The organism is Paenibacillus sp. P4_A9 (assembly GCF_056402415.1).
The window spans coordinates 44020-65347 of the sequence record NZ_JBFUHL010000016.1 but is presented as its reverse complement, the minus strand read 5'-3'; the positions used below and the strand labels follow the sequence as shown (position 1 = coordinate 65347).

The 21328-nt window shown below is 45.1% G+C and carries 25 protein-coding genes and 3 pseudogenes; 20 read left to right on the top strand and 8 right to left on the bottom strand.

Annotated elements, in window-relative coordinates:
• Positions 1 to 10 precede the first annotated feature (10 nt).
• Positions 11 to 400: a rhodanese-like domain-containing protein gene (locus tag AC1DVJ_RS13660; RefSeq protein ID WP_477591508.1), complete on the top strand. Its 390-nt coding sequence runs from the start codon at positions 11 to 13 to the stop codon at positions 398 to 400.
• Positions 401 to 445: 45 nt separating this feature from the next.
• Here AC1DVJ_RS13660 and AC1DVJ_RS13655 read toward each other — a convergent pair whose 3' ends face one another.
• Both AC1DVJ_RS13655 and AC1DVJ_RS13650 read right to left on the bottom strand, forming a co-directional pair.
• Positions 446 to 817 carry a DUF2512 family protein gene (locus AC1DVJ_RS13655; RefSeq protein ID WP_477591506.1) on the bottom strand — a complete coding sequence of 124 codons (372 nt, stop codon included), beginning with the start codon at positions 815 to 817 and terminating at the stop codon, positions 446 to 448.
• Between the two features lie 73 nt (positions 818 to 890).
• Entirely contained in the window at positions 891 to 1355 is a 465-nt protein-coding gene (locus AC1DVJ_RS13650) for a ferritin-like domain-containing protein (protein ID WP_477591505.1), read from the bottom strand.
• A gap of 288 nt (positions 1356 to 1643) precedes the next feature.
• On the opposite strand from AC1DVJ_RS13650, the gene AC1DVJ_RS13645 reads away from it, so the two are divergent.
• The 10 genes from AC1DVJ_RS13645 to AC1DVJ_RS13600 all read left to right on the top strand — a co-directional run bounded on the left by AC1DVJ_RS13645 (position 1644) and on the right by AC1DVJ_RS13600 (position 7889).
• Complete coding sequence (locus tag AC1DVJ_RS13645) at positions 1644 to 2792, top strand: MBL fold metallo-hydrolase (protein ID WP_477591503.1); 1149 nt, start codon at positions 1644 to 1646, stop codon at positions 2790 to 2792.
• 20 nt (positions 2793 to 2812) lie between these two features.
• Positions 2813 to 3121: a rhodanese-like domain-containing protein gene (locus tag AC1DVJ_RS13640; protein ID WP_477591501.1), complete on the top strand. Its 309-nt coding sequence runs from the start codon at positions 2813 to 2815 to the stop codon at positions 3119 to 3121.
• A 28-nt stretch (positions 3122 to 3149) separates the two neighbouring features.
• Entirely contained in the window at positions 3150 to 3722 is a 573-nt protein-coding gene (locus tag AC1DVJ_RS13635) for a sulfurtransferase TusA family protein (protein WP_477591499.1), read from the top strand.
• A gap of 24 nt (positions 3723 to 3746) precedes the next feature.
• Positions 3747 to 4145 carry a DsrE/DsrF/DrsH-like family protein gene (locus AC1DVJ_RS13630; RefSeq protein ID WP_477591497.1) on the top strand — a complete coding sequence of 133 codons (399 nt, stop codon included), beginning with the start codon at positions 3747 to 3749 and terminating at the stop codon, positions 4143 to 4145.
• Between the two features lie 60 nt (positions 4146 to 4205).
• The gene (locus AC1DVJ_RS13625; protein WP_477591496.1) at positions 4206 to 4430 is read left to right on the top strand and encodes a sulfurtransferase TusA family protein; all 225 of its coding nucleotides are present in this window, start codon (positions 4206 to 4208) and stop codon (positions 4428 to 4430) included.
• A gap of 194 nt (positions 4431 to 4624) precedes the next feature.
• The gene (locus AC1DVJ_RS13620) at positions 4625 to 5107 is read left to right on the top strand and encodes a DsrE/DsrF/DrsH-like family protein (RefSeq protein WP_477591495.1); all 483 of its coding nucleotides are present in this window, start codon (positions 4625 to 4627) and stop codon (positions 5105 to 5107) included.
• Positions 5108 to 5145: 38 nt separating this feature from the next.
• Positions 5146 to 5532 (top strand): rhodanese-like domain-containing protein, encoded by a 387-nt coding sequence (locus AC1DVJ_RS13615; protein WP_477591493.1) that lies wholly within the window; start codon positions 5146 to 5148, stop codon positions 5530 to 5532.
• 43 nt (positions 5533 to 5575) lie between these two features.
• Complete coding sequence (gene trxA / locus AC1DVJ_RS13610) at positions 5576 to 5896, top strand: thioredoxin (protein ID WP_477591492.1); 321 nt, start codon at positions 5576 to 5578, stop codon at positions 5894 to 5896.
• Positions 5897 to 5929: 33 nt separating this feature from the next.
• A complete protein-coding gene (locus tag AC1DVJ_RS13605; RefSeq protein WP_477591490.1) occupies positions 5930 to 6712 on the top strand; it encodes a sulfite exporter TauE/SafE family protein in 783 nt (260 codons plus the stop codon).
• A gap of 88 nt (positions 6713 to 6800) precedes the next feature.
• Positions 6801 to 7889, top strand: a complete 1089-nt coding sequence (locus AC1DVJ_RS13600; RefSeq protein WP_477591488.1) for a DUF3048 domain-containing protein — start codon at positions 6801 to 6803, stop codon at positions 7887 to 7889.
• 451 nt (positions 7890 to 8340) lie between these two features.
• On the opposite strand, the gene AC1DVJ_RS13595 is transcribed toward AC1DVJ_RS13600, so the two are convergent.
• Positions 8341 to 9009, bottom strand: coding sequence for an aminotransferase (locus AC1DVJ_RS13595; RefSeq protein WP_477591486.1), 669 nt, complete (start codon positions 9007 to 9009; stop codon positions 8341 to 8343).
• 238 nt (positions 9010 to 9247) lie between these two features.
• Between AC1DVJ_RS13595 and AC1DVJ_RS13590 the strand changes: the two genes are divergently transcribed.
• The 4 genes from AC1DVJ_RS13590 to rlmD all read left to right on the top strand — a co-directional run bounded on the left by AC1DVJ_RS13590 (position 9248) and on the right by rlmD (position 13095).
• Positions 9248 to 9538, top strand: coding sequence for a YerC/YecD family TrpR-related protein (locus AC1DVJ_RS13590; RefSeq protein ID WP_029198698.1), 291 nt, complete (start codon positions 9248 to 9250; stop codon positions 9536 to 9538).
• Between the two features lie 139 nt (positions 9539 to 9677).
• Complete coding sequence (locus AC1DVJ_RS13585; protein ID WP_477591484.1) at positions 9678 to 10439, top strand: sirohydrochlorin chelatase; 762 nt, start codon at positions 9678 to 9680, stop codon at positions 10437 to 10439.
• A gap of 72 nt (positions 10440 to 10511) precedes the next feature.
• Positions 10512 to 11441 carry a diacylglycerol kinase gene (locus tag AC1DVJ_RS13580; protein ID WP_477591562.1) on the top strand — a complete coding sequence of 310 codons (930 nt, stop codon included), beginning with the start codon at positions 10512 to 10514 and terminating at the stop codon, positions 11439 to 11441.
• A gap of 157 nt (positions 11442 to 11598) precedes the next feature.
• Positions 11599 to 13095: a 23S rRNA (uracil(1939)-C(5))-methyltransferase RlmD gene (rlmD, locus tag AC1DVJ_RS13575; RefSeq protein ID WP_477591482.1), complete on the top strand. Its 1497-nt coding sequence runs from the start codon at positions 11599 to 11601 to the stop codon at positions 13093 to 13095.
• Between the two features lie 196 nt (positions 13096 to 13291).
• On the opposite strand, the pseudogene AC1DVJ_RS13570 reads toward rlmD, so the two are convergent.
• The 3 genes and pseudogenes from AC1DVJ_RS13570 to AC1DVJ_RS13560 form a co-directional block, all read right to left on the bottom strand.
• Positions 13292 to 13414, bottom strand: a pseudogene (locus tag AC1DVJ_RS13570) (excalibur calcium-binding domain-containing protein); the annotation flags it as partial.
• A gap of 522 nt (positions 13415 to 13936) precedes the next feature.
• Entirely contained in the window at positions 13937 to 14413 is a 477-nt protein-coding gene (locus AC1DVJ_RS13565) for a hypothetical protein (RefSeq protein ID WP_477591480.1), read from the bottom strand.
• A gap of 187 nt (positions 14414 to 14600) precedes the next feature.
• On the bottom strand, positions 14601 to 14732 hold the full coding sequence (locus AC1DVJ_RS13560) for a hypothetical protein (RefSeq protein ID WP_477591479.1): 132 nt from the start codon (positions 14730 to 14732) through the stop codon (positions 14601 to 14603).
• A 193-nt stretch (positions 14733 to 14925) separates the two neighbouring features.
• Here AC1DVJ_RS13560 and AC1DVJ_RS13555 point away from each other — a divergent pair.
• A pseudogene (locus tag AC1DVJ_RS13555) lies at positions 14926 to 15438 on the top strand (TerD family protein); the annotation flags it as partial.
• A gap of 129 nt (positions 15439 to 15567) precedes the next feature.
• Positions 15568 to 16182: a vWA domain-containing protein gene (locus AC1DVJ_RS13550; RefSeq protein ID WP_477591560.1), complete on the top strand. Its 615-nt coding sequence runs from the start codon at positions 15568 to 15570 to the stop codon at positions 16180 to 16182.
• Positions 16183 to 16211: 29 nt separating this feature from the next.
• Here AC1DVJ_RS13550 and AC1DVJ_RS13545 read toward each other — a convergent pair whose 3' ends face one another.
• Positions 16212 to 16442: an excalibur calcium-binding domain-containing protein gene (locus AC1DVJ_RS13545; RefSeq protein WP_477591558.1), complete on the bottom strand. Its 231-nt coding sequence runs from the start codon at positions 16440 to 16442 to the stop codon at positions 16212 to 16214.
• Positions 16428 to 16814 (bottom strand): annotated as a pseudogene (locus AC1DVJ_RS13540) (NucA/NucB deoxyribonuclease domain-containing protein); the annotation flags it as partial. The pseudogene AC1DVJ_RS13540 and the gene AC1DVJ_RS13545, both read right to left, overlap by 15 nt.
• 985 nt (positions 16815 to 17799) lie before the next feature.
• Between AC1DVJ_RS13540 and cysD the strand changes: the two are divergent.
• The 3 genes from cysD (at position 17800) to AC1DVJ_RS13525 (ending at position 21196) form a co-directional block, all read left to right on the top strand.
• The gene (cysD, locus tag AC1DVJ_RS13535; RefSeq protein WP_477591477.1) at positions 17800 to 18723 is read left to right on the top strand and encodes a sulfate adenylyltransferase subunit CysD; all 924 of its coding nucleotides are present in this window, start codon (positions 17800 to 17802) and stop codon (positions 18721 to 18723) included.
• A 1-nt stretch (position 18724) separates the two neighbouring features.
• Entirely contained in the window at positions 18725 to 20464 is a 1740-nt protein-coding gene (locus AC1DVJ_RS13530) for a GTP-binding protein (protein ID WP_477591476.1), read from the top strand.
• A 519-nt stretch (positions 20465 to 20983) separates the two neighbouring features.
• The gene (locus tag AC1DVJ_RS13525; protein WP_477591474.1) at positions 20984 to 21196 is read left to right on the top strand and encodes a hypothetical protein; all 213 of its coding nucleotides are present in this window, start codon (positions 20984 to 20986) and stop codon (positions 21194 to 21196) included.
• Positions 21197 to 21328: the final 132 nt, after the last annotated feature.

The following is a 21328-nucleotide window of genomic DNA, read 5'->3' as shown; positions in this document are numbered from 1 at the left end:
GAGGCAGGTTATGGATGGTAATATGATTTTCAATCTCGTAGCGTTAGGTTTTATTGTTTGGTTCTTTTATTCCCGCTTTGCAGGGGTCAAAGGGCTGCGCAATCTTTCGTCCGAACAATTTCAGGATGCTATGGCGGCGGACAAGGACAAGTCTGTTCTCATTGATGTGCGTGAGCCTGGCGAAGTGAAGCAAGGGTACATCCCAGGGGCGGTGAATATCCCTTTGTCCTCAATGGGTAAGAGATTGAGCGAAATCCCTAAGGACCGTCAGATCTACCTATACTGTCGGAGTGGTATGAGGAGCAAACAAGCCGCGAGAATGCTGCGGAGAAATGGCTTTAGCGAGCTGTCTCATCTGAAGGGCGGCATCATGTCCTGGAGGGGCAAGCAAACACAATAAGGAAAAAGTCATTAGCCTATAAGTAGGTTAATGACTTTTTTGTCTTTATTCATGAAAGCTAGTCCGCCCGATTCGGCCTCTGTCCTTTTGAAAATAAACATGCAGGAAGAACTCCATAACACCATAAGCAACAGCTACGATCGCCATATCTGTAAAAGTTAGGGACCAGTCGTAGAAATGCCTTTCCACCAGCCAGAAGAAGGCGAAAGTTAATAACATATCCGCTAGTACAGCGGCAATGTTATTCGTAAGTCTTAAAAACAGTTGATCAACAACGACGTAGGTAACGAGGGTAAACGTATACGTAGCACTAAGTGCTCCCATAAATGTAGCATCCGTAAGGTACATCAAGATGGGAACAATGATGATGCCATTTATCAAGAACTTTAAGAGTAACTTTCCTAACATGGCCAACATGGTCTCGCCTTCTTTCACTAGGAATACATGTCTGTACTTAATATGGCTTCCGAGTGCTTAGGCTATGCTTGTTCTACCGATTCAAAGTAAACAAATAATTATATTTGCTTGCATGTTTGAGCTCATCGAGGATAATACCATAGACCGTATCCTTATAGATGCCATAAGGGAGCCCGAACCAGATTTTACGATATTTCTCTACCGCTGATAATTCGCCTTGAAGGGCTTTTTGAATGCCTTCTGAATACGTACGTATAGGTTGGTACTGCTCATCGCTTACCCCATAGACATCATGACCGGTCATCTCGCGATACATGCCGCGAAACATGGCGTTATGACTGCGTTCATCATTACGTATGGTTGTTATGATTGCGGCCTGTGCAGGCGTAGGAGCGAGTTTGATCAATTCATCATAAAACAATTCATCGTTCCGTTCGTCTTGCACCGAAGATTTAATTAATTCTAAAGCTTGCTGATATCCTACATTCCACACGGGCTGAAAGTTGTTGCGGTAATCATACGGATATATCCAATACATTGGTGATCCTCCATTGATTTAGTTTTAGATCAGTATATGTAGGAAAGCCTAGTGGGGTTCGAGATGTCATTATTTGATAGAGAATAGGGGTTGACGAAAAGTAAAAGTTTTATTATAGTATACACATACCCAAACGGGTATAAGTATCGCAAATCAACATTAATAATCATGAAATGATGGTTTAATAAGTTGGAGTAATGCCCTTTTTTTTGCTCAAAAATATACCCCATAGGGTATATTGGTTGTAATTCTGAATTTCAATCTAATTCACTCTAGGGAGGAAATAACATGTTAAAGCAAGTTCAATTGCAAGCAATGAGTGCGGCAGAATTATCGAAAAAAGTTCTAAACAACGAGTCGATTTTTATTTTGGATGTGCGTAACGAAAGCGACTTTCAAGATTGGAAAATCGAAGGCAAACATGTACAGGCAATGAATACACCTTATTTTGATTTGATTGATGGGGTAGAAGCCATTCTAGATCAAGTTCCCGATGATAAGGAAATCTTGGTCGTCTGTGCGAAGGAAGGTTCTTCGAAATTTGTTGGGGAACAATTGATCGAACAAGGGAAACAAAAAGTTTCTTACTTGGTAGGCGGCATGAAATCCTGGAGTGAGCATCTGGAGCCCGTTAAAGTCGGTGATTTGAAAGATGGTGGAGAAATTTATCAATTTATCCGCGTGGGTAAAGGCTGCTTGTCCTATATGGTCATCTCGAACGGTGAAGCGGCGGTCATTGACGGCGTCCGAATGACAGAAGTTTTTGAAAATTTTGCTAAAGATAAAAATGTAACCATTAAACATACGTTGGATACGCATCTTCACGCTGATCACATCTCAGGTGGGCGGCAATTAGCTGAAAAAACAGGAGGCACATATTGGCTACCGCCTAAGGATGCAGATGAAGTGGTGTTTCATTATGAGAAGCTGGAGGAAGGAAACCGCATTGTAGTAGGCGATACCGAAATTCACATTCAACCCATTTATTCGCCTGGGCATACGATCGGAAGCACTTCATTAATCGTTGACAATCAATTCTTGCTTTCGGGAGACATTTTATTCGTAAAATCAATTGGTCGTCCTGATCTCGCGGGCAAAGCAGAGGACTGGGTAACAGACCTTAGAACAACATTGTATGAACGCTATAAGCAGTTATCCGAAGATTTAATCGTGCTTCCCGCCCATTTCGGCCAAGTGACAGAGTTAGGAGAAGGAGGTCAGGTTTCTGCCCGTCTTGGCGATCTCTATAAGGTAAATCAAGGTCTGAATATACACGATGAATCAACCTTCCGTCGTACCGTAACTGAGAATTTGCCTCCTCAGCCTAATGCATACCAAGACATTCGCCTGACGAATATGGGGAAGATTACGCCAACTGACGAGGAACAAAGAGATATGGAGATTGGGCCTAATCGTTGCGCGGTTCATGATGCTTAAACCAAAGGAGGCGTACAGCTATGTATAAAGAACAAATGCCGGAAGAAGTGCTAAGTCGGATCAATGGGAAAGAAAATATAGTCATTCTGGATGTGCGGGAATCTGATGAGTGGGAGTCTGGTCATATTCCAGGTGCTAAGCATATTCCGCTAGGGCAAATCGCAAGAGCGCTCAACGAATTGGATCAAAAACTAGAAACAATCGTCGTCTGTCGCAGCGGTAACCGAAGCGGACAGGCATGTGAATTCCTATCTTCGATGGGTTATAACGTACTTAACATGCCAGGAGGCATGTCCCGATGGACCGGGGAAATGGCTTACGGTAAATAAGTATTTTAAATAAATGGAGGTTATGTTCATGACTACACTGCAAGTGAATCGTCTGATCGAATGTGAAGGACTTGCCTGTCCGCTGCCAGTCGTTCGAACCAAGAAAGCGATGGATGAAATGAACCCAGGCGAAGTATTGGAAGTGCGCGCAACAGATAAAGGCTCAATAGCTGACCTGAAGAGTTGGGCCAGTCGTACGGGACACCAGTACCTTGGGTTAAAAGAAGAAAACGGCGTGTTTCACCATTTTATCCGCAAAGCCGAACCCGCGGATACGAAGGCAGAAAAAAAATATCCACATACCGCTTCAAATGACGAAGTTCAAACAAAAATTTCGTCAGGCGAAGAGATGTATATCCTAGATGTTCGTGAACCTGCTGAATATGCATTTGGACGTATTCCAGGAGCCATTTCGATCCCTCTAGGTCAATTTGAAGAGAAATTAACCGAGCTTGATCCAGGTAAAGCCTATTATGTTGTATGCCGGACTGGAAATAGAAGCGATATGGCCTGCCAAATCTTATCGGACAAAGGGTTTCTTCATGTTCGTAATGTAACACCTGGTATGACTGAATGGATTTATGATCAAGAACAAGATTAACAACCAAAAAGGAGACGAAAACACATGACGAATAAAAAAGTAGCGCTTATAGCATCAACGGGTGGTTTGGAGACAGCATACAAAGTTTTGAACATCGCAACAGCGGCAGCGGCGTTGGATGCAGAGGTGGCCATCTTCTTTACTTTCGAAGGATTGTCCATCATTCATAAGGAATCGGAACAAATGCTGAAGCTTAAACCGGGAAATGAAGGTCTAGTGGAAGGCTTTAAGAAAGCAAATGTTCCATCAGTGAAAGACCTCATAGATATCGCCAAAGAATCGGGAGTCCGCCTTATCGGTTGTCAGATGACAATCGATGTCATGGGATTGGAGAAGGAGCATTTTATTGACGGTATTGAACTTGGGGGCGCCGCGACATTCTTAGACTTTGCTTTTGATGCCCAAGTAAGCTTGAATTTCTAAGGGGAAATCATCCCTATTATTGCGGTTAACATTTCAAACAAATAAGGAGAGATCATCATAATGGCAAATTTAGTTGTAGATGCAAAAGGACTTGCTTGTCCAATGCCGATTGTTAAAGCGAAGAAAGGGATAGATTCCTTAGAACCAGGACAAATCATGGAGTTGCAAACAACCGATAAAGGTTCCATGAAGGATTTCCAAGCATGGGTTAACCAAACGAAGCATGAATTGATTGATTCCAAAGAAGACAATGGCGTATTTACCTTTATTGTTAAAAAGGGCTAATGAAAATTGAAAAGCTACCACACCAGAAAGTAAGATTGTTTCAGAATATCCGTACGAGAAAGTCCCTTTAAAATGGTTGTTAAACGAAGCTCTACTGCGAATTTGTTTGTACATTTTTAGCTTTTTTCGCCAAATTTAATACATATACCGCGGTATATGTATATGTGTGTGTAAACAAAGAGAGGATGATTTTCATGATAGAAAATAAAGAAAAATCAACGATTGTACTTTTTAGCGGAGAATTGGATAAGGCTATTGCAGCTTTTATTATTGCCAATGGTGCAGCTGCTTATGACCATGAAGTAACGATGTTCTTCACCTTTTGGGGACTAAATGCGCTGCGTAAGGATGAATCTGTTCTGATCAAAAAAGGATGGCTGGAGTCCATGTTCGGCAAAATGATGCCGCGCGGAGCGAACAAGCTGGGGTTATCCAAAATGAATTTCGGAGGGATAGGTCCCAAGATGATCAAGCATGTGATGAAAAAGCATAATGCATTGACATTGCCGCAACTCATTGAATTAGCTCAAGAGCAAGGGGTTAAGATGGTGGCTTGTACGATGACGATGGACCTGCTTGGGTTGCATAAGGAAGAACTGCTCGATGGTATCGAGTATGCAGGGGTCGCTGCTTATTTAGGTGACGCAGCAGATGCCAAAGTGAATTTATTTATTTAAATGGAAAAGGGTAAACACCAGGAAATGAGGTCTTGAATATGTCTTATAACGCCATTTTTAATATCGCGATAGTGCTTCTTCTCGTCTGGTTTGTGTATGCCCGATTCGTCGGCATCAAAGGTCTTAAGAATTTAACGCCCGAACAATTTCAAGGTGAGTTAAAGCTAAACCTTAATCGCATATTGATTGATGTTCGTGAACCCGGTGAAGTAAAACAAGGTTATATTGCAGGAGCGAAAAACATTCCCTTATCTCAACTTAAACAACGACTTGGGGAGATCCCCATAGATAAAAATGTTTATCTGTATTGTCGCAGCGGAATGAGAAGCAAACAAGCAGCACGAATTCTCCACAAGAATGGTTTCCGAAATCTTGCCCACTTGCAAGGTGGAATAATGTCTTGGGATGGGAAAATAACCAAATAGGCATAGCTAATTTGAGTCATGAAGACGCAAGGAGGTCTTGCAGATGGCATTAATTCAAGTCTCGGATCGTGATTTTGAAGAAAAAGTAATGAAATCTAAAGTTCCTGTACTCGTCGATTTTTACGCAGATTGGTGTGGGCCCTGTCGGCTGGTTGCACCTATGCTGCAGGAATTGAGCGAAGAATTACATGATCGTGCGGTTATTGTAACAGTTAATGTCGATGATAATCCAATGACGGCAAGAGAGCAGCATATCATGAGTATTCCCACAATGAAGCTTTTTAAAGATGGCAAGATGGCAGCTATGATGATTGGACTACAGCCCAAAAATGAACTTACAAAAATGATCAAGGATCTCATGTAGAACGGAGATCGTTTCAGATAGGAGGAGAACGTGATGGATTATGGATGGATCATTTTATTATTCGGTATTGGATTTATTGGATCACTAATCTCCGGTATGGTTGGCATTGGAGGATCTATCATTAAGTATCCGATGCTACTATATATCCCGCCAGCCTTGGGGTTTATGGCATTTACGGCTCATGAAGTATCAGCAATTAGTGCGGTTCAAGTCTTTTTCGCGACACTTTCTGGTATGATGGCCTTTCGAAAAGGGGGGTATATCAATAAATCCCTTGTATTCATTATGGGGGGAACCATTGTTATCGGTAGCTTTATTGGGGGGTATGGTTCCAAATTTCTATCCGACTCGTTCATTAACACTACCTATGCAGTTCTAGCGCTAATCGCAGCGGTTATGATGTTTCTTCCGAAAAAAGGACAGGAAGATATGGACTTTGCCAAGGTGAAGTTCAATAAACCGGTTGCGGCGATCTTCGCGGCCATCATAGGAGTCGTTTCGGGTATCGTTGGTGCGGCGGGCGCGTTTATTACCGTACCTGTCATGCTGGTCATTCTGAAAATTCCGACACGTGTAGCTATTGCTTCTTCCCTAGCTATTACCTTTATCTCCTCCATCGGCTCAACCGCCGGAAAAGTAGCGGGAGGACATATGCTTCTTGTCCCGTCGATTGTAATGGTTATTGCAAGTACCATCGCAGCTCCAATTGGAGCGAAAATCAGTAAGAAATTGAACGCTAAGCTGCTTCAGTGGATTTTGGCTGCGCTCATTGTAGCAACAACGGTTAAAATATGGATGGATATTTTGAGTAAATAGCGGAAAAACCTCCAATGATTCTATTAGTCATGTCTCTAGCATATACTTAAAGCATGTACACTAGAATCAGAGATAACGAGGTGTCGCTTTGAAACAATTGCAGATGATATTTCCTACAAAAACGCTAAGCATTACGCTTGTCCTTGGCTGGGTTGCTTTAATGATGACGGCTTGCAGCAATGAGCCTGCAGCCTCGCCTGCGGAAAACCCGCAAGCCATCACCGTGACGGCTTCGGCAACCCCATCGCCTGCGTCGCAGCCTACGACCACAACTGTGGAAGCTCAGCAGCTCCCTTTCAAATTCCCGTTAACTGGTTTGCCAACCGATCACGAAGTGAAGACTCGTCCCTATATGGTCATGGTCGAAAATGCCCCACAAGCCCGGCCCCAATCCGGCCTCGATCAAGCAGACATCGTCTATGAGATCCTTGCCGAGGGCGAGATTACTAGATTCGTCTCTGTATTCCAGAGCCAAGCTGCTGGAGCGATCGGTCCTGTGCGCAGCATTCGACCTTATTTTGTGGAGATCGGTGACGCGCTGGATGCGATTATCGTGCATGCTGGCTGGAGTCAGGATGCGATGGATATGATGGCTGGCCGCAAGCTGTCCCATCTCGACGAAGTCTATGGCGATGGCGCCTACTATTGGCGCTCCACCGATCGTAAGGCACCGCACAACCTGTATACCTCTGTGGATAAAATGAAAAAAGGTGCCGAGGCGCGCAAGTTCCGCACCGAATGGAACGGGCCTTTGCTCACGTTCGCCAAGGCAGGACAAAGTAAACTCACGGGCGCAGCCGTTCATTATATTCAAATCCCCTATCTCATGGGGTATTTCGCTTCCTATGACTACGATACTGCAGGCGGTGTGTACAAGCGCTCGATGGAAGGCAAACCGCATCTCGACAAGGAGACTGGGAAGCAGCTGCAGACGAAGAACTTGCTTGTCCTAGAGAGCAAGCATCAGATCATCGACAAAGAGGGGCGCCGAATTGTTGATGTGTTCGGACCGAACAAGGGGATGATCTTCCAAGAAGGCATGTCCCAAGCGATCACATGGGAACGCAAAAACGGCATGCTCCGCGCCTACGCCAGCGACGGCAAGGAAGTGCCGCTGCTGCCGGGCAACACGTGGGTGCAGATCGTGCCGGAGGGGACGAAGTTGAAGGTGGAGTAGGGGGTGGCCTAGAGTGGCGCCAACGTGTCGAGTACCTCTTCGTCAGGCGGCTGACTCAAAAGTAACTATTTTTGAAATGCGAGTCAGTTTCAAACGGTATAAAAGCTACAGGCCTCTTTCATAATCAAGTTAGTCGGTTTAGTCCGAAATTATCGAATTAATCTCACTGTCGGCGTCAATAAATCTTATTTAGTCCGAAATAGCCGAACTAAATCGACCCAAACATCCCTTGCGCAAGGAAATTGGGTAGATAATTCGGTAGAATCGGACTATTTGTCCTTTTTAAAAAGGAATCCTCGGTTTAATTCGTAGATATCGGACTAACGGAGCATCCGGAAAGGAAGTCAAACACAAAGGAGCTAAGCGCATTTAAGCCGCTTAGCTCCTAAATAATACCATGCCATGTCTGGTAGGTGGGGAATGGGGCGACCTCACGCCCCATCACCACGAACTATCTGCGCTTGCGCTTCGCCGTGCCGGATCGGGAGCCGCCTTTGCGTCTTTTGGCTGTGCCAGATTTCTTACGGCGTTTGCGTTTCGGACGGAAGACCTCCTCTACATCACCACCTGCTTTCCCTTTGCCGATGGAACCTATGAGGGTTTTCACCATTGGTGCCATTTGTTGAAAAGTAGACATGAACTTCTGAACCTTGCCCATCGTTCCGATGATGCCGTCAATACCACCCATCCGCTCGACGAAGCCAGAGATTTGCTTCATATTTAAGCCGCTAAGCGGGTTCGAAGAACCTCCAGCACCACCACCGCCGCCAAGGAGATTGCTTAGGAAATTACCACCACCGCCACCGCCGGCATTGCCGCCACCACCGCCTCCAAGGAGATTACCTAGGAAGTTACCGCCGCCACCACCGGCATTACCACCGCCACCGCCGAAGAGACCGCCGCCTGTATTGCCGCCACCGCCGCCGCCAAATAATCCGCCACCGGTATTTCCGCCAGCAGGAGGGCCGCCGAAGAAACCGCCACCACCGCCTCCTCCAAAACCTCCGCCTAAGCCTGGGTATTGACTAAAGCCTTCACCTGGAAGGGTTAAGCTCCTTGTTTCAACTACTTCAGGACGATTTCCGCCATTACCAATAATTTGTTGTCTTGGGTTGGTCACTAGGATTCACGATCCTTTTTATCAGATTTGTCTCCTACAGGATATGTCACTTGCCTACCTTTGGTATGGACGAATGTCACGGGTGCCCGCGATTTGTTGCTATTTAGCCAATTAACGCATAGAAATTTTAAAGTTCTGCTATCCTAAAGGAAGGAATTGCTTGGGACGTGTCGAATGATACACAGGAGCTTAGAGAACCTATGAGCTAACATGCTTTTTGACCGGGAGTTGACAGCAGATGCAATTAAAAAAATTAAATGATAAAGCCATAGACCAGCTTTTTGAAGCTGTACTAACATTGAAGGATATTGAAGAGTGTTACGTCTTTTTTGATGACTTGTGTACCGTGAATGAGATTCAGTCGCTATCGCAACGTCTTGAAGTAGCTCGTATGCTGCGCAAGGGATGTACGTATAACCAGATCGAAGCGGAAACAGGAGCTTCTACAGCAACCATTTCGCGGGTCAAAAGGTGCCTGAATTACGGGAACGATGGTTATGTACTGACATTGGATCGTTTAGGTCGTTAAATAATTGCAATACCGAATCCTGTATTACCTCGTGTAATGCGGGGTTTTTCCTGTTTAAGGAAGCTTCAAATTGACATAGCGGAACACATTCGTTAGCATAGGAAGATAGGCTTAGTTCGTACGGGTGGGGGAAGTTTGAATGAGTAAGTATGGTGTGCTTGTCATTAGCCATGGATCCCGTGATACAGGCTGGGTTCAACTGGTCGAGGATGCCGTGAATGCAGTTCGGATGCCTGATTTCATGCCCATTTATGCATCATATCTGGAGTTAGTCGAGGGTAAATTGATACAAGATGGGATAACCAGCTTACAGGAGCAGGGCGTGACCGACATCATCGTCGTTCCACTGTTTGTGTCCTCTGGGAGTACACATATCGATGAGATTAGCTACGCGTTAGGTGTTATTGCAGAGCCGTTGCTCGAAACCGACATGGAGCTCATGGATATTCGCGCGCGGATCCACTTCACTTCGCCGATCGATGATCATCCGGATATTGCAGCTATTATTTATAGCAAAATAAAAGAGCTTTCCGTGTCACCTGAGGAGGAGGTCCTCCTTTTGGTGGGGCATGGTAGTAAAGAAGAAGGCTTCCACCAGAGGTGGCGCCAAGGGTTAGAGCAGCTAGCGAAGCGGGTGAAAGAGCTCGGCGGCTTTGCCGAGGCGGATATTGCGATGCTTTTGCCGGATCAACTAGCAGAGAAGATGGCTTGGTGGGCGCGCGAAAAGCCGTCGTATAAAGTGATCGTTGCACCGCTTTTTCTCAGTGAAGGGTATTTTACGAGTAAAGTGATTCCTTCCCGTTTGGAAGGGTTCGATTATCAATATCATGGACAGGCGTTGTTGCCTAGTCCGCTAATTTCCAAATGGATTGAGGGGCAGATTGCCTCCGTATTCCCATAAAGTGAACAGGGGATGAACACAGTGGTCAAACGAGCACGATTGATCTATAATCCGACTTCAGGCCGGGAAGAAATGAAAAAAAGATTACCCGAAATCCTCCAACGCTTAGAGCGCGGCGGGTTTGAAGTATCCACTCATGCGACCATCGGTGAAGGAGATGCTACACTTGCAGCCGCCGAGGCGGTAAGACGCGGGTTCGATTTAATTATCGCGGCGGGCGGCGATGGCACGATCTGTGAAGTCGTCAACGGCATGGCCGAGAAAGAAGGCAGACCTCCGCTAGGCATTTTGCCGCTCGGGACGACGAATGATTTTGCGCGTGCGCTCGGTATCCCCAAGAACTTGGAGTATGCCTGCGATCTCATCATTCAGCAGTACTCAACCGCTATCGATGTAGGCAAAATCAACAACCGCTACTTCATCAATATCGCCGGGGGCGGCTCGATGACCGAGCTGACGTATGAAGTCCCGAGCAAGCTCAAAACCATGATCGGCCAATTGGCCTATTATATGAAGGGAATCGAGAAGCTGCCTAGGCTGAAGCCAATCGAGCTCTATATTAAAGCTGGCGATCGCGAGATGCATGAAGAAGTTATGCTCTTCCTCGTGGGCAACACCAACTCCGTAGCCGGTTTCGAGAAGCTAGCTCCTGAAGCCAGCATGAATGATGGTATGTTCGATGTGATCATTTTGCGGAAATGTAACCTCGCAGAATTCATCCGCATCGTCACACTTGCGCTGCGCGGCGAGCATTTGAGTGACCCGAATTTGATCTATTTTCAGACGAATCATATCGAAATTAACTCCCCTGACTACGTTCAGCTGAATCTTGACGGTGAGTTTGGCGGGACATTGCCTTGCGTGATGACGAATTTGCAGGGACACTTGCAGGTGATCGTCGATGAGTCCGGGCAGTCGATTTATAAAAAGAAGTTTTTTGATACATTGACCACGCCGTTTCAGTTGAGAGGGCATGGGAATGGGCATGATGATCATGAGTAGGGTTTGAGAACCTACCCAACCCTCCCACTTGGCAGGTTAAATATGAAGTGAGGTTATTATGAAAACAAAAGGTACATCTGGCTCTGCGCCAGGTAAACATAGAGGTAGTGGCAAGTCGGTAGGAAATAGAAATAGAGCAAAAGAAGTGCCAGCTTGGATGGCGGGCTTGCCTGTGCAAATCGGGCAGCAATATGAGGCTGAGATCATCGGGATCAGCCATGATGGCGAAGGGGTGGGCCGTGTGAACGGCTTTACCCTTTTTGTCGCGGGGGCGCTGCCAGGTGAGCGTGCGCTTGTACGGGTGAATCATTTGAAAAAGCAGTATGGGTATGCTGGCTTGGTGGAGCTGCTGGCAGTGAGTCCGGATCGCGTGGATCCCGACTGTAGCATTTATGATGAGTGCGGCGGCTGTCAGCTGCAGCATTTGAGTTATGAGGCTCAGCTGGGCGTGAAGCGTCAGCAGGTCGTGGATAATTTGCAGCGGATTGGGAAGCTGCAGGTGGCGGGTGAGCCGAGGATTGGTCGGGCTGTCGCGGAGGTACAAGAGCGTGAAGATGATGGGCAAGGTCGAGATCAAGATCAAGATCAAGATCAAGATCAAGGAATTGTTGTTCATCCCACGCTCGGGATGACCGATCCGTGGCGGTATCGGAACAAGGCTCAGGTTCCGTTTGGGGAAGAGCGAGGAGGCCTCATCGGCGGATTCTATGCGCAGGGTAGCCATCGCATCATCGATATGGAGGCTTGTCTGATACAACACGAGGCTAACGATGAAGTTGTTGCACGGGTGAAAGAGATTGGCTCGCGGTTAGGAATCCGCGCGTATAGTGAAGAGACAGGGACTGGACTGCTGCGCCATGTCGTCGTCAAAGTCGGCTTCCGCACGGGCGAGGTCATGGTCGTGTTAGTGACCAATGGGACCGAGATTCCGCGTGCGGATGAGTGGATTGCAGGCATTCGCGAGGCTCTGCCTGCGGTGAAGAGCATTTGTCATAACATTAACGTGAGACAGACCAATGTTATTTTTGGAGATGAGACGCGCGTCCTATGGGGCAACGAGGTCATCTATGACTATATCGGCGAAGTGAAATTTGCCATTTCCGCGCGATCCTTCTTTCAAGTGAACCCCGTCCAGACGGAAGTCTTGTACGGGAAGGCACTTGAGTACGCCGCTTTGACAGGCGGCGAAACGGTCGTCGATGCCTACTGCGGCATCGGCACGATCTCCCTGTTCCTGGCGCAGCGCGCAGGACAGGTGTACGGCGTCGAGATCGTCGAGGAGGCGATCTCGGATGCACGTAAGAATGCCGAGTTAAACGGCATGACGAACGTGCACTTCGAGGCAGGACCCGCCGAGGTCGTCCTGCCGGAGTGGACACGTCAGGGCGTTCGGCCCAACGTGATCGTGGTGGACCCGCCGCGCAAGGGGTGCGACCCGGCGCTGCTGGCGACCATCCTCGAGCTGCGGCCGCAGCGCGTGGTGTACGTGTCGTGCAGCGCATCGACACTCGCGCGCGACCTGCGCGTGCTGGTCGATGGCGGGTACGGCGTCGCGGAGGTGACGCCGGTGGATATGTTCCCGCATACGACGCACGTAGAAAATGTAGCGTTACTGGTCTTGAATGATACAGCAGTCAAAACACTTGATATATAAGGGTTTTTGGTGTGATACAGTTTGTAATACAGCGTTCTAGCGTATAAAATCATAAAAAACGTAAAATGACGCTAGGAGAGAATTTATCCTAGCGTCTTATTTTTATCCTTATTTCTTGTTCTATAGAAAAACACATTTTCAAGCTTATCGGCCGGGACCCGACTTAAAACGGGTCCCGCGTTACGGTTATTTTGAATTACTTTTCACATGCAATGCCATCTCCGTCACGATCAAGGTGACTTCCATAGCCTGGTTCACCCTTATGGAGCGGGGCAACACCTGCATTCTTCGCTGCAGTACAGTTTTTGTAATATGCAGCTGGTTTTGATGTTGGTTCTGGTTTCGGTGTTGGGTCTGGTCTCGGCGTTGGGTCTGGTTTTGGCGTTGGGTCTGGTGTTGGTGTTGGTGTTGGTGTTGGTGTTGGTGTTGGACTCGGTGTTGGACTCGAAGTCGGTGTTGGACTTGGACTTGGAGTCGGTGTTGGACTTGGACTTGGAGTCGGTGTTGGACTTGGAGTCGGTGTTGGACTTGGACTTGGAGTCAGTGTTGGACTTGGAGTCGGTGTTGGACTCGAAATCGGTGTTGGACTCGGAGTTGTCGTCGGTATTAACATGCCACATGAAGAGAAAAGAAGAATAAGACTCCAGATAATCGCTGCAACCCTTTTAGGTTTGGATAATCCCCTCCAAGTGAACGGAAGCATTATGTAAGGAATAAATATCCATCCTATTGCTTTTAAAATTTTCATTATACACATCCCTGTTCATCTTCATTTCATGTACTTTTACAATTTCTATCAGGTTTTAGCCGTTCGTAACAGGGGCGACTCGGGATCACACTTTTACGTGGAACCTCGTGTTGTTGAATTGGTTAAAATAATGTTACCTACTTTTTTCATCTGTTCCTGATCAAACATTTCGTCAAACTCTAAACTTCTTTTACCATACTGAATCCGTTGACCTCGTTCCAAAAATCCATCTTTAAACCAATTAACTTTACTTGATTTATCAAACTCACAGAGCTTTTTCATTTGGTTCAAATACCTACTCATTAGAGATTGGAAGAATTGTCTATTTTTTTGAACCTCATTGTATTCGTATTGAGAATATCCTTCTCTGCTATTCATTACTAGAGATAGTAATCTTCCCACTTCTTTTCTTTCGCTTTCTTGTTGTTCTCTGCGCAGCCGTTCTTGTTCCGCGCGTTGTTGCGCCCTCATTTGTTCTTGCTCGGCTTTACGTTGTGCCTTTTCCAGTTTCTTCTGTTTCAAAAGAAATTCGCTCTGGGCTTTATTATATCCCTCTTGATATGTCTTCATGTGCATTTCTCCAACATCTTTAGGAGGAGAAAATCAGGGCAAAGGAATCCTACGAATGAGGGATTAAAAGTTTCCTGTAAGATTTAGGTAACTCAAGTAGTTACAAAAAAGGGATGATATTTATTTTAAAAAATACAGATGATATATCCAGATTTAAAAAAATCTATGAGATTAAACAGGAAAGCTTTTATTTTCGAATCAATATTTCAATATTCCAAATAGAGAAAGGCGAGATAACTTTGTCCATCATTTTATCCAAAGGGTTGTTACCATCACTCAAAATGGCGGACCCGATATCGTTGTAAAACTGGATGAGCATGACAATAATCTCCCTAAGTGTGCTATTGCGTTGATTCAAAATATTAATGATGAAACGTTTAGCATTGAAAAAGTCGTACGTCATTTTAAGGGTCATCGCGAATTTGGACAAGGCTTATAATTGGGGTTTACGATGGAAAGTAGGAAGTAAATAAACTAACATCTGAATTAGTATTATTTTAAGGAGATATATAATGCTTCTGACAAAAGGACAAAAGATAGATGTTACAAAGGGAAAAGACTTGTCAAACCTAAAACTGCAATTCGGTTGGTCTACAGATTCAAGAGTGAGCATAGATGCTTCCTGTTTTGTATTATCGAATAAAAACCGTTGCGAAAAGGATGAAGACTTTATATTTTATGGCAATTCGAACGCGTTGGGAGGGGCAATAACTCATATTCAAGTAAATGGGGTAGACAAAGAGACGATAAAAATATGTCTATCAAAACTTCCCGATAGTGCTGCGAAAATTGCGTTCTCTCTAACTATTCATGAAGGTGAAAAGTACGGATATAGCATGAAGGATGTCTCAAATATGTATGTAAGACTAATGGATGCCGATCGTTACGAAGAACTATTTCGTTATGAATATGGAACAGATCTGTCGAAAGAAACAGCAATAGTCGTTGGGGAGCTATACAGGCACAATGGGGAATGGAAATTTACCGCGATTGGTAGCGGATTTTTTGGTGGATTAGAGGCGTTATGCACGAACTTTGGTTTAGTGATCGAGCAGGAAGTTTCGCAAGAAATTGTTAAAATTGAGGAGAAACCTGTCCTTTCCTCTATCGATCTACGCAAGAAGATCGTTCAGATCACATTAGAAAAGAAAAAAATGAATCATGTTGCAGCTAGAGTTGGCTTAGTGCTCGACATCTCCGGATCTATGCAGCTCTTGTACAAGAACGGAACAGTTCAGGAGGTCGTCGAACGGATACTGGCTGTTGCATGTAAGTTTGATGATAATGCGACTTTGGACGTTTGGATTTATGATAACGAATTCAGTCGACTGACTGCCGCAACTGAGAGAGATTTTGATCAATATGTGATAAAAAATATTTTAAACAATAAGGATATACATAAGTTTGGTCGTAATAACGAGCCACCTGTAATGGAAGACGTAATTCGTAAGTATACGATTGAAGAGGACTCACCTCTTCCTGCTTTCGTTATCTTTATCAATGATGGTGGAGTTGTAAAATCGATTAAAAAAGTAATCGTGGAAGCCTCTTTCAAGCCGCTGTTTTGGCAGTTCGTCGGAATTGGAGATTCTGACTTCGAGGTCCTAAAGAAACTGGATACGATGGAAGGTCGAATCGTTGACAATGCTAATTTTATTCACATCGAGGATATTGCTTCCATATCCGATGAAACTCTATATAATCAGCTTCTAAATGAATTTCCGTTGTGGCTTAAAGCAGCGACTGACAAAAGGATTATTCGTAAATAAACGCTGGTATAAGAAAGATTTCCTTCGTATCATTTCTCACAAGCTATACCATCTCTGTCACGATCTAACTTGGTGCTGTAACCTGGTTCCCCTATTCGAATTGGAGCTTTGCCTGCTGCTTTAACAGCAGAACAATTCGCGTAGTTCACACTTTGATTTTCATTTGCTGGTGTCGGTGCCGGAGTGTTAGCCGGAGATTTGACAGGAGTCTGCTTCGTGACTTCCTTAACGGTGCCAGTTGCGCCATCAATAACAAACATTATGCGGGTGCCATTCGGGTAATCTTCAAGCTGATTACCGACCCAAGAGCCCGAGCCTCTGTTATCAGAGGGCTTAACATAAGCAATGTCGGCTCCTTTTCCTCCTTCATCGCACATCGCCATAGGCCATTCGTCACGGTCATACCCATCTTTTGTTGGTATGCCTTGAAGCGATTCCTCGCGGTTATTGTCGGCTTCGGGACGATCAATCGTGCAAATAGACGACTCACCTTTTTGGATTGCGGCTTGGATATGCGAAGCTGTTTCCGGGTATTTATCTGCTGGGAAATGAAGAACAACGTCATAATTCTTGCTTTCCATTGTCTGCGGATCTTTTGCTTGCGGTGCAGTAGTTGACTCTGGGCTCGCCATTATTTCTTCATTGGTAGCAGGACTCGCGCTTGCTTCAACTACTTCAGGTGTAGCGGAAGGGCTCGCACTTGACTCAACTACAGGTGTAGCAGTCGGTAATGGTACTGGTTTCTTTGTTGAAACTGAAGGTGGTGAAGCTAATGGCGTTGTTGGTTGCGATGGCAGCAGGCTACCTAAAACGAAAAGAAGAGCGATAATGGCCCAAAAAACACCAAAAGCTTTTTTTACAATGCCGATCTTCTTCCATCTAAGGAAGATCATAATATATGGAATGAAAATCCATGCAATAACGATCAAAAATTTCATATTGCTACTCCTCATGTCTTCTCATTTTTTCTAAAGACAGGCTCAATAATAGCACAGGAAATAAAATGTTTAACCAAGTATAAATTGGATATAAGTCCGGATTGATTGATGGAAAACCCGTTCTGTAGTGCTCCCAAGAACCGTGCTTGGGGAAACCTCTAAATTAAGGTTTTAGCAAGACGCGGCTGAGGAGAGCTGACTAGCCTATGTTCCCGCATACGACACATGTGGAGTCGGTAGCGCTGCTTGTACGAAATGAAACAGATAGATAAGACTAGTGGTACAGCAGTGATTTATTAGCCATTGGTGAAAAGGACACGCTTTGAATGAACTATTATAGTCCATAAGAAAAAGAACCCGAACAATGGGTACAGCAATCGTTCGGGTTCTTTATGCTTCTTTACGATTTTTAAAGCCCCCCTTGATAAAACATGCCCATAAATGTTCATCGTAGGTGGGCGATTGAGTAACAACTTTAATTCATTATGAGTAGAATAGTTAATGTTCTCATGGGTAAATGACTAAGGTTCAACTCCCCACGTTTTTCTGAACCTTTTCCATGCAGGCGTAACAAAAAGGTTAGAATTTCACTTTCTCCCACTTTGCATGAAAGCCACAATCTGTTAGTATATAAAGAAAGGCGATAGATTTAGTAAGGATTAAAAGGAGGCACCTTTCCATGGAAAAACTGATGCTTGATTCTATAGATGAAATGACGCATCTGGATCAACTCGAGGCTGAAGCGATTTATATTATTCGAGAAGTAGCGGCGGAATGTGAAAATCCCGTGATGCTGTATTCGATCGGTAAGGATAGTTCCGTGATGCTGCATTTGGCGCTGAAAGCTTTTTATCCAGAGAAGCCGCCATTTTCTTTCATGCATATTGATACAACGTGGAAGTTCAAAGAAATGATTGAATTCCGCGACCGCAAAGCAAAAGAATTCGGAATCAACATGATTGTTCACTCCAACCAGGAAGGGATTAATCAAGGGATCAACCCGTTCGATCATGGTTCCGCGTATACGGATATTATGAAAACCCAAGCCTTGAAAGAAGGATTGGACAAATACGGATTTACAGCTGCGTTCGGCGGCGGAAGACGTGACGAGGAAAAGTCGCGTGCGAAGGAGCGAATTTTCTCTTTCCGGAATAAGAATCATGCCTGGGATCCGAAAAACCAACGGCCAGAAATGTGGAAACTTTTCAACACAAGAATCAATAAGGGAGAAAGCATCCGCGTCTTCCCAATATCCAACTGGACAGAAAAAGATATCTGGCAATACATTCGCAGAGAAAACATTGATATTGTGCCTCTCTATTTTGCAAAAGAAAGACCCGTCGTCACTCGTGATGGACATATGGTCATGGTGGATGATGATCGCTTGAAACTTGAACCTCATGAGAAAGTTGAAATGAAGAAAATGCGGTTCCGCACATTAGGCTGCTATCCTCTTACAGGGGGAGCTGAGTCGGAGGCGGATACGATCGATGCCATTATTGAAGAAACGCTTGGTGCGGTCTCATCCGAACGGACAACGCGGGTAATTGACCAAGAAGCTGCGGGAAGTATGGAAAGACGTAAAAGGGAGGGTTATTTCTAACATGAAAAGTCTGCTTAAATTTATTACTTGCGGAAGTGTAGACGACGGAAAATCCACCTTAATCGGACATATGCTATATGAGGCCAAGCTTTTATTCGCCGACCAGGAAAGAGCGTTAGAGTTGGATAGCAGACTGGGCAGCCGCGGCGGCAAAATTGACTACTCATTACTGCTTGATGGGTTACTGGCTGAGCGCGAACAAGGGATTACGATTGATGTGGCTTATCGGTATTTTACGACGGACGACCGTTCGTTCATCGTAGCGGATACGCCTGGACACGAAGAATATACCCGTAACATGGCTGTTGGCGCATCTTTTGCGGATCTGGCTATCATTCTTGTGGACGCAAAGAAAGGGGTTATCACCCAAACCAAGCGCCACACTCGGATTTGCGCACTTATGGGCATTAAACATCTTGTTTTAGCCGTGAATAAAATGGATTTAGTGGGTTTTGATCCTAAGATATTTGATGCGATCAAACAAGAATTCTTGCAGTTGACCGCTGAGTTTCACTTCCAAAGCATACAGGTGATCCCTGTTTCTGCTACAGAAGGGGATAACATTACGAAAAAATCGCCTAATACCCCTTGGTACGAAGGGCTTGCATTGCTGCCGTATTTGGGAAATGTGGACGTTCATCAGATCGACAATACGAAACAATTTATGATGCCGATTCAGCGTGTATGCCGTCCGGATCATACTTTCCGCGGTTTCCAAGGCCAAATTGAGGCTGGGCGTATCGCAGTTGGCGATGAGCTGATAACGTTGCCTAGTCATGAGAAGGCGAAAGTCAAACGGATCCTCGTGACAGACCAAGATCGCGATTATGCCTATGCTGGACAGCCCGTAACCATTCAATTGGATCGGGAAGTCGACGTTTCGCGGGGCTGCGTATTCACGAAGGATAGTCAGATGCAAGAGGCGGACAGCTTTAGTGCTACGATTCTTTGGATGGATGATTCTGTACTGACGCCAGGCAAGAACTATCTGGTCAAAGTGGGAACGAAAGTCCTACCAGGTACCGTAACGGCAATTACGCATAAAATTGAAGTTAATACTGGAAAAACGGTTCCAACCGATCATATTGTCAAAAATGAATTGGCAAAATGTGAGTTTTCTTTATCTGACAATATTGTTATTGATTCTTTTGAACAAAATAAAAGTATTGGCGGATTCATTCTGATCGATCGTGTCACCAATATGACATCTGCTTGCGGAGTGATTGAGCAAATCCTTCAAAGCTCTGACAAATCTGTACAGCAAGATTCGGAAATCACCAGAGATGTTCGTGCCCAGCAAAAAGGTCAGAATCCATTGACCCTTTGGTTCAGTGGTTCTGTCTCGGATCAATCGGCCCTTGCGAAGGAAGTCGAAAAACGCTTGGTATCGACAGGCCATCATACTATGTTACTCAAGAATGGCCAAGGAGAATCGTTGCAGCGAATAGCAGAGGTTGCCAAGTTGATGAACGATGCTGGACTTATTGCATTGGTATCGAATGTTTCCTCGAACAGTAACGAACGAGAAACTGCGCGAGACATCATTGGCAAAGAATATGTTGAAGTTAATGTAAACGGACCGCTTGCAGGTAGCTCTAGCACAAAGGATACACCTGGGAACCCGGTAATCGAAATCGATTTAAGCATGTTTTCAATCGAAGAAGCTGCAAATTATGTAGTGAAACGAATTATCAATTATTTAATCAATGAGAATAGTCGTGGACAATTCCTTAATTTCTAGTGTGAACAAATCGACGCAACGAAATAGTCTTTGAAAAATAGTATCCCTACATCATCGTGAATAGTGATGTAGGGACTTTTTTTGTCCGCGGCAAGCAATTAATCTCATGGCTGCAAAGATGAGTGCGGCACTCGCACTTGAAAGACAATTTAGTCATGAAGGGCTTGCTGCCTTGACCGAAGGATCTGGGGGGTAGTCTCGCGACCGAGCATACTAAGCGGTTCGTTGAGAACTCCGTTGAAGGTGTAAAGAGCGCTGAGTCTACTTGGGTAAAATGACTATAGATGTGCTTTGAAGTTGGGTGTGGTGGCTCCGGTTCAGGCGGTTTCTTTCGAAGAAGAGAAAGGGGACGTTTATCTGGAACGAAATCAATACTCCTTTAGAGGAAGAGACAGGATCGCCAATCCGTTCCTACTATGCCGATTCGCTTCGATCTTCGCTGCTTTCATGGGCAAGTGATGTAGTTCCAGCCGATTTATTCACGCGAATTGAACAGAAATCAGCTTTGTTGGGCAAAACATGCTGAAAGGCTGTGATGGATTTACTGGTGTTCAGAATTCTCTTCTCGGTGATTATGAACTGCGTTGGGATCCAACGCAAGTACCTGCAGATAAGGTGGAATTCCGTCGATGGGTGTATAACCTGACTGCAAAGCCAGCGACCGTCGAGCGTCTAAGTCAACAGATACAGCTTGGAAGGGATTCGAGCTTCTTGTTGAAGGGAAGACAGTGAAGACTAAGACTAAAAAGGTCTATAATGTCACCGATGGCCAAAGTATGCGCTTAATTTTTCAATCAATATGTGTGATAGGGAGCAGGGGAACCCGCTCCATTATTTTTTTGAATTTATTGATTTTTATTTTGC

Excerpts from the sequence above, each read along its gene's own strand:
- AC1DVJ_RS13660 (WP_477591508.1), top strand. The coding sequence starts at position 11 with ATGGATGGTAATATGATTTTCAATCTCGTAGCGTTAGGTTTTATTGTT.
- AC1DVJ_RS13655 (WP_477591506.1), bottom strand. The coding sequence starts at position 817 with ATGTTGGCCATGTTAGGAAAGTTACTCTTAAAGTTCTTGATAAATGGC.
- AC1DVJ_RS13650 (WP_477591505.1), bottom strand. The coding sequence starts at position 1,355 with ATGTATTGGATATATCCGTATGATTACCGCAACAACTTTCAGCCCGTG.
- AC1DVJ_RS13645 (WP_477591503.1), top strand. The coding sequence starts at position 1,644 with ATGTTAAAGCAAGTTCAATTGCAAGCAATGAGTGCGGCAGAATTATCG.
- AC1DVJ_RS13640 (WP_477591501.1), top strand. The coding sequence starts at position 2,813 with ATGTATAAAGAACAAATGCCGGAAGAAGTGCTAAGTCGGATCAATGGG.
- AC1DVJ_RS13635 (WP_477591499.1), top strand. The coding sequence starts at position 3,150 with ATGACTACACTGCAAGTGAATCGTCTGATCGAATGTGAAGGACTTGCC.
- AC1DVJ_RS13630 (WP_477591497.1), top strand. The coding sequence starts at position 3,747 with ATGACGAATAAAAAAGTAGCGCTTATAGCATCAACGGGTGGTTTGGAG.
- AC1DVJ_RS13625 (WP_477591496.1), top strand. The coding sequence starts at position 4,206 with ATGGCAAATTTAGTTGTAGATGCAAAAGGACTTGCTTGTCCAATGCCG.
- AC1DVJ_RS13620 (WP_477591495.1), top strand. The coding sequence starts at position 4,625 with ATGATAGAAAATAAAGAAAAATCAACGATTGTACTTTTTAGCGGAGAA.
- AC1DVJ_RS13615 (WP_477591493.1), top strand. The coding sequence starts at position 5,146 with ATGTCTTATAACGCCATTTTTAATATCGCGATAGTGCTTCTTCTCGTC.
- trxA (WP_477591492.1), top strand. The coding sequence starts at position 5,576 with ATGGCATTAATTCAAGTCTCGGATCGTGATTTTGAAGAAAAAGTAATG.
- AC1DVJ_RS13605 (WP_477591490.1), top strand. The coding sequence starts at position 5,930 with ATGGATTATGGATGGATCATTTTATTATTCGGTATTGGATTTATTGGA.
- AC1DVJ_RS13590 (WP_029198698.1), top strand. The coding sequence starts at position 9,248 with ATGCAATTAAAAAAATTAAATGATAAAGCCATAGACCAGCTTTTTGAA.
- AC1DVJ_RS13585 (WP_477591484.1), top strand. The coding sequence starts at position 9,678 with ATGAGTAAGTATGGTGTGCTTGTCATTAGCCATGGATCCCGTGATACA.
- AC1DVJ_RS13580 (WP_477591562.1), top strand. The coding sequence starts at position 10,512 with ATGAAAAAAAGATTACCCGAAATCCTCCAACGCTTAGAGCGCGGCGGG.
- rlmD (WP_477591482.1), top strand. The coding sequence starts at position 11,599 with ATGGCGGGCTTGCCTGTGCAAATCGGGCAGCAATATGAGGCTGAGATC.
- AC1DVJ_RS13565 (WP_477591480.1), bottom strand. The coding sequence starts at position 14,413 with ATGAAGACATATCAAGAGGGATATAATAAAGCCCAGAGCGAATTTCTT.
- AC1DVJ_RS13560 (WP_477591479.1), bottom strand. The coding sequence starts at position 14,732 with ATGCTCATCCAGTTTTACAACGATATCGGGTCCGCCATTTTGAGTGAT.
- AC1DVJ_RS13550 (WP_477591560.1), top strand. The coding sequence starts at position 15,568 with ATGAATCATGTTGCAGCTAGAGTTGGCTTAGTGCTCGACATCTCCGGA.
- AC1DVJ_RS13545 (WP_477591558.1), bottom strand. The coding sequence starts at position 16,442 with ATGTTTGTTATTGATGGCGCAACTGGCACCGTTAAGGAAGTCACGAAG.
- cysD (WP_477591477.1), top strand. The coding sequence starts at position 17,800 with ATGGAAAAACTGATGCTTGATTCTATAGATGAAATGACGCATCTGGAT.
- AC1DVJ_RS13530 (WP_477591476.1), top strand. The coding sequence starts at position 18,725 with ATGAAAAGTCTGCTTAAATTTATTACTTGCGGAAGTGTAGACGACGGA.
- AC1DVJ_RS13525 (WP_477591474.1), top strand. The coding sequence starts at position 20,984 with ATGCTGAAAGGCTGTGATGGATTTACTGGTGTTCAGAATTCTCTTCTC.